The organism is Trueperaceae bacterium (genome assembly GCA_031581195.1).
Classification (GTDB): Bacteria; Deinococcota; Deinococci; order Deinococcales; family Trueperaceae; genus SLSQ01.
Window position 1 is genome coordinate 19,223 of sequence record JAVLCF010000022.1, and the last position, 5,542, is coordinate 24,764.

General features: G+C 78.0%; 8 protein-coding genes. 4 read left to right on the top strand and 4 right to left on the bottom strand.

What is annotated here, in order from left to right; all coding sequences use genetic code 11:
* Window positions 1–245 (bottom strand): pyridoxal-phosphate dependent enzyme (locus RI554_03435; GenBank protein MDR9391062.1); only part of this gene is annotated, 245 nt, incomplete at its 3' end.
* Entirely contained in the window at window positions 242–1,177 is a 936-nt protein-coding gene (locus RI554_03440) for an SDR family NAD(P)-dependent oxidoreductase (protein ID MDR9391063.1), read from the bottom strand. The genes RI554_03435 and RI554_03440, both read right to left, overlap by 4 nt.
* Window positions 1,178–1,234: 57 nt before the next feature.
* Here RI554_03440 and mnmD point away from each other — a divergent pair, with 57 nt between their 5' ends.
* Window positions 1,235–2,008, top strand: a complete 774-nt coding sequence (mnmD, locus tag RI554_03445) for a tRNA (5-methylaminomethyl-2-thiouridine)(34)-methyltransferase MnmD (GenBank protein MDR9391064.1) — start codon at window positions 1,235–1,237, stop codon at window positions 2,006–2,008.
* 33 nt (window positions 2,009–2,041) lie between these two features.
* Here the strand turns inward: mnmD and RI554_03450 are convergent, their stop codons facing one another.
* Window positions 2,042–2,470 carry a hypothetical protein gene (locus RI554_03450; GenBank protein ID MDR9391065.1) on the bottom strand — a complete coding sequence of 143 codons (429 nt, stop codon included), beginning with the start codon at window positions 2,468–2,470 and terminating at the stop codon, window positions 2,042–2,044.
* Window positions 2,471–2,530: 60 nt separating this feature from the next.
* Between RI554_03450 and RI554_03455 the strand changes: the two genes are divergently transcribed.
* Window positions 2,531–3,664: an FAD-dependent oxidoreductase gene (locus RI554_03455; protein ID MDR9391066.1), complete on the top strand. Its 1,134-nt coding sequence runs from the start codon at window positions 2,531–2,533 to the stop codon at window positions 3,662–3,664.
* A 217-nt stretch (window positions 3,665–3,881) separates the two neighbouring features.
* On the opposite strand, the gene RI554_03460 is transcribed toward RI554_03455, so the two are convergent.
* Complete coding sequence (locus tag RI554_03460) at window positions 3,882–4,271, bottom strand: NADH-quinone oxidoreductase subunit 15 (GenBank protein ID MDR9391067.1); 390 nt, start codon at window positions 4,269–4,271, stop codon at window positions 3,882–3,884.
* Window positions 4,272–4,346: 75 nt separating this feature from the next.
* Here RI554_03460 and RI554_03465 point away from each other — a divergent pair, with 75 nt between their 5' ends.
* The gene (locus tag RI554_03465) at window positions 4,347–5,126 is read left to right on the top strand and encodes a hypothetical protein (protein ID MDR9391068.1); all 780 of its coding nucleotides are present in this window, start codon (window positions 4,347–4,349) and stop codon (window positions 5,124–5,126) included.
* Between the two features lie 9 nt (window positions 5,127–5,135).
* Window positions 5,136–5,540: a spore germination protein GerW family protein gene (locus RI554_03470; protein ID MDR9391069.1), complete on the top strand. Its 405-nt coding sequence runs from the start codon at window positions 5,136–5,138 to the stop codon at window positions 5,538–5,540.
* Window positions 5,541–5,542: the final 2 nt, after the last annotated feature.

Sequence of the window (5,542 nt, forward strand, 5' to 3'; positions counted from 1 at the left end):
TCGATGATCCGCTGTCCGCTGCCCGGCGTCAGGACCCCCCGCGCCTCCGCGTCGCGGATCATCCCCCACGCCGTGCGGTCCTTGATGCTGCCGGCGGGGTTGAAGCCCTCCAGCTTGAGCCACACCTCCGCCATGTCCGGCTCGACGACGCTGCGCAGCCGCACGATCGGCGTATCGCCGATCAGCGCATCGAGGCGCCGCACCGGCGGGTGGGCGTCCTCGGGGGTGGCGGGGTGGTCGCTCACGCGACCCCCTCGCGCCGCGGCCAGCGTTCGTCGTCGCGCAGACCGACCCACGTCTCGCTGCGCTGCCACAGCGCGGCGGTGACGGCTTCGTCCCGGGCGGCGGCGGAGGGGGCCTTCACCGCCTCGTCGACCAGGAACGCGCCGTTCGGCTCGGGGGGCGGCGCCGCCGTCGCCGCCCACACGCCGGTCGCGGCGCCCTGCTCGGGCGTGCGGCCGAACGCCCGCTGCGCGAGCGCCACGAGGCCCGAGAGCAGCCCCGAGCCGCTCCCGAAGTTCGTGTTCACGAAGCCCGGGTGGAAGGCGTACGAGCGCAGCGCCGGGTGCGGCGCGCGGCGCGCCAGCTCGCGGGCGAAGTGCACGTTCGCCTGCTTGGACCAGCCGTACGCCCGCAGGGCGTTGTACGGCACGCCGTAGGCGGCGCGCTCGAGGTCGATGGGGCCGGAGCGTTCCGCGCTCGAGGAGGTCGTCACGACCCGCGGGGCGTCCGCCGCGGCGAGCGGCGCGCGGAGCAGGTGCGTGAGCAGGAACGGGCTCAGGTGGTTGAGCGCGAACGTGCGCTCGTAGCCGTCCTCGGTCAACGCGCGCTGGTGCACGTACGCCCCGGCGTTGTTCACCAGCAGGTCGAGGGTGGGGGCGGCGTCGGCGAGGTCGCCCGCGACGCGGCGCACGTCCTCCAGGCTCGCGAGGTCGGCGGGGTGGAAGCGGACCTCCGCCCCGTCGCGGGCCTCCGCGGCGACGGCGTCGCGCGCCGCGCTGCCGCGGGCGCCCCCGCGGGAGACGAGGTGCAGATCGAAGCCGTGGCGCGCGAGGGCGCGGGCGATCTCGTAGCCGATGCCGCCGCTCGCGCCGGTCACGATGGCGGTCGGGCGCGCGCCGGGGTGCGGTGCGGGCGTCGCGCCGGACGGGTCGGTGGGGGGCGTGGCGTCGCTCATGCCCGCACCGTACCGGCCACCGCCCCCCGCGAACGCCCCCGCGGCTACCCTGAGCGGGTGCCCACGGATCCCCTCCACCGCACCGACGACGGCAGCGCGACGCTGTGGAGCGACGCGGCGCAGCAGACGTACCACTCGGGGCGCGGCGCCCTCGCCGAAGCCCGCCACGTGTTCCTGGCGGGGTCCGGCGTCGCGGACCGCCTCGCGGATCCGTCCGGCGGTGCCGGTCGGCCCCTGCACGTGCTCGAGGTCGGTCTAGGCACCGGCCTGAACCTCCTCCTCACCCTCGACGCGCAGGCCCGCCGCCGGCCGCCCCACCCCCTCATCTACCGCGCGCTCGAGGCCGCCACGCCCGATCCCGCGCTCGTCGACCGCCTCGGCTACGAAGCGCACCTGCACGCCCCGTCGCTCGCCGCCGCCTGGCGCGCCGTCCTCACCGACCTGCACGCCCGCGGGGCGCCCCCCGGCCCGCCGGACCCGTACGCGTTCGCCCCGGCGCCGGACGCGCGCCTCGAGGTGGCGCTCGGGCCGGCGACCGACGCGCGCGGTGCGCCGCACGGCGCCGCCGCGACCGCCCTCGCGCCGGGCACGCTGGACGCGATCTACCACGACGCCTTCAGCCCCGACGCGTCGCCGGCCCTGTGGAGCGAGGCGTTCCTCGCGGCGTGCGCGCGGGCGCTGCGGCCGGGCGGCCGCTGGGTCAGCTACACGGTCGCGGGCGCGGTCCGGCGGCGCCTCGCCGCCGCCGGCCTCGACGTCCGCAAGGCGCCCGGCCCGCCGGGCGGGAAGCGCGAGATGACGGTCGCGACGCGCCCCACCCCCGAGACGTGACGCGCCCGGGGTGTGCGGATGGCGCGGTCAGCGCTACACCCAGGGGATCAGGTTCTTGCCCCAGGGCGTCGCCCACAGCACGAACAACGCACCGACGGCGTAGAAGATCAACGAGCGGCGGAACTTCCCGGCGTCCGACGGCGCCCGCCGCGCGAGCGACGTGCCGAGCTGCACCGCCACGACCGCGAGGATCATCGTCGTCGCGTGCTCGATGAGCAGCAGGCGGCCGGTGAGGGGGGCGGCGATGCCGCCGGCGATGAGCGGCGTGACGCCGTACAGCACGATGCCGATCAGCAACTGCGTGTGCATGGAGATCGTGAAGATGCGGGCCGCTCCCGACGCGTTCGCGCCCCAGCGGGCCTGCGTGAGGAGGCCCCGCGCCATCGTGACCAGGGCGTACGCCCCGCCCAGCACGACGACCCAGCGCAGCAGGTTGTGAAAGCCCTTGAGGAATTCGTACATGACGCCGCGAGTGTACCGGGCCGCCCGCCCCGCCGGGGCGCCCGGCGGTACCCTTCGCGCGTGATCACCGCGGACGTCCTGATCCTGGGGGGCGGCGTCGCCGGCCTCACGCTGGCGCGCACCCTCGCCGGCGACGGGGTCGCCGTCGCGCTGCTCGACGCCGGCGCGGCCGACGGCCCGGACGCCCGCTGGACGTCGGCCGGTGCGTCGGGCCTCCCGCGGGCGCTGCTGAACCCCTGGCGCGGCCGGAAGGGGGACGCCCACCCGGACGACCTCGCCGGCCTCGCCGCGACGTGGGGCTTGGCCGACGCCCTGGCGGGCGAGGGGGCGACGACCGGCGCGGTGCGCAGCGGGGTGCTGCGCGTCCCCGGATCCGCGCGCCAGGCGCGCGCCTGGCGCGACCGCCTCGGGGGCGAGGCCGCCCTCGCGTGGCTCGAGGGCGACGCCCTCCCCCCGACCCTGCACGCGCCGTTCGGGGCGCTCCTGGTGACGGACGGCGGGTGGATCGATCCCCCCCGCTGGCTCGGGGCGCTCGCGGCGTCCGCCCGTCGGCACGGCGCGACCCTTCGCGGTGGGGTCCGCATCGACCGCCTGGTGCGCGCCGCGGACGGCATCTGGACCGCCCGCGCAGCGGGGCACGACGTCGCGTCCGCCGCGCGCGTCGCGGTCGCCGTCGGCGCGGACGCGCGGCCCGCCCTCGACGGCGCACCCGACCCGTGGCCGGCGTGGGACCGGACGCGCGGCGACGAGGTCCACCTCGTCCCCGACCCCACCGATCCCACCGACGCCGCGGACCCCACCGACGCCGCGGGCCCCACCGATGCGGTGGACCGCGCCGCCGTCCGCCTCCCCCGCCCCCTGGCCGGCGGGATCTACGCCGCGCCGGACCGGCCGGACGGGACGGGCGGCGTGTGGGTCGGGGGCGGGCACCGCCCCCCCGACGTGGACGACCCCGACGCCCCGGCGAACCTGCGACGCGCCCTGGCCTGGGCGCTGCCGGGCCTGGAGGGGGCCCGCGTCGGCGCCACCTGGTCCGGGGTCCGCGCCAAGCGCGAGGGCGCGCGACCCGACGTGCGCGAGGTCGCGCCGGGCGTCTGGACGTTCGGGGCGTTCGCCGGCCGGGGGTTCCTCGTCGCCGCGCTGGAGGCGCGCCGGCTGGCCGACGCCTGGCGGGCCCTACCCCGCGACGGGTGAGGCGTCGCCGTCACGCGGCGCGAACCCGGCACAGCGCAGCAACGGTTGCGGCGGGTACTTGGGAAGCTGCGGATGGTCGCACCGGAGGTACACCGCACCCGACGCGCTGGGCACGACCCGCGCGAAGGCGCAGCCGCCGCACGTCCCCCCGCGCGCGGCGCGGCGCAGGACCTCCGGAGCGGGTCCGGAGGGCGGTCCCGCCGGTCGGCGGGGCACGTCAGATGCGGGGGAGGGCGAAGAGTTCGTCGGCGAGGTGCTCGAGGCGGGCCTTCGTGAACGGACGGCGGCGCTCGACGAGGCCCCCGCCGTCCTTCGCCAGCGTCAGGGTCCGGTAGGCGTGCGAGTCGACCGGGTGCAGCACGACCTCCTTGAACACCGCGTGCCGGGGGCTGGCGTTCGCCAGCAGGACCGGCCGCCCGTCCGGCAGCGAGAGGCTGGCCGACATCACGGTCGTCGGGAGGTCGTAGGGGCGCTCCATGCGGTAGATGTAGTCGGGGAAGTCCCCCTCCTTCTCGAAGCGGACCCCCTCGCGCTCGTCGGCGACCTCACGCATCCACCGCAGCAACTCCGCCCACGCGTCGTAGAAGGCGCCGTCGTCCTGAGCCATGTGTGCAGTCTATCGCACGGCGATGACGGATCCCGACTATCGTGAGGGCGTGACGGCGGACGACCGGAGGCAGGCGTGACGCTCGGCGTGGCGGAGGTGCTCGGGGGCCTCCTCGCCGTGCTCGGGGGCCTCCTAGCGGCGGCGCTGCTCCTCGCCGCCGCGGCCCTGGTGACGCGCCTGCACCTCACCGTCGAGGCGGCGTTCGTGCCGGAGGGCGGCGGGGCGGAGGGGGCGACGGGGGACGCCGCGGACGCATCCCAGCGCCTCGAGGCGCGGATCCGGAGCGGGCCGGTGGAGGTCCGCCTCGACGGCCTCGCCCGCACCGCGACCCTCGCCCTGGCCGGCCGGCCGGTCGCGACGCGTCCCCTGCGCGCGCCCGCACGGACGCCGTCCCCGACGAAGGGACGGCGTCGCGCCCGACGCGGGGGTCGACCGGGCGGCCGGGGCTGCCGCCCGTGGCGGCTGCCCGCCGACCGCCGCGCCCGCCTCGTCGCGACCCTGCGCCGCGAAACGCGGGCGCGACGGCACGTGCGCGGCCACCTCGACGCCCACCTGGTGCTGGACGGCCGCGACCCGGCACGCACCGGCACCCTCCTCGCCGCCCTCCACGCCGTCCGGCCGTGGTGGGACGCCCTCGCGCCGGACGCCCGCGTGCGGATCGGGGCGGACTTCACCGCCGACGCGCCCCGCGGGTCCGCCACGGCGCACGTGCACGTCCGCCCCGTCCGCCTCGTCCCCCCCACCGTCCGCGTGGCGTGGGCGACGGTGCGCGCCTGCCGCCACCCACGCCGCTCCGCCGCCCGGACCGGGCGGCCTCGCCCTCGACCGCGGGCCGTGCCCGCGGACCCCGCCTAGGAGGCGATCATGTCCACCCAAACGTTGCTCGACACCCTCGCGAACGCCCTGCGCGACATCGGCACCACCAAGCAGGTGGTGGGCGAACCGATGCAGGTGGGCGACGCCACCCTCATCCCCGTCGTGTCCCTCTCGCTCGGGCTGGGGGCGGGCGCCGGCGACGGCAGCGACGCCGGCGAGGGCGACGCGACCGCGGGCAGCGGCGGGGGCGGCGGCGTGCGCGTCGAACCGACCGCCTTCATCCTGCTGCAGAACGGCGAGATCGACGTGCGCGCCGTCCCGTCGAAGGGCGGCGCGCTCGCGACGCTGTTCGAGAAGGCCCCCGACCTCGTCGACCGCATCGCCCGCGCCCGCGACGGGGGCGACGCGGACGACGGCGAAGCGCCGCAGGGCGCGGGGGACGCACCGAACTGACG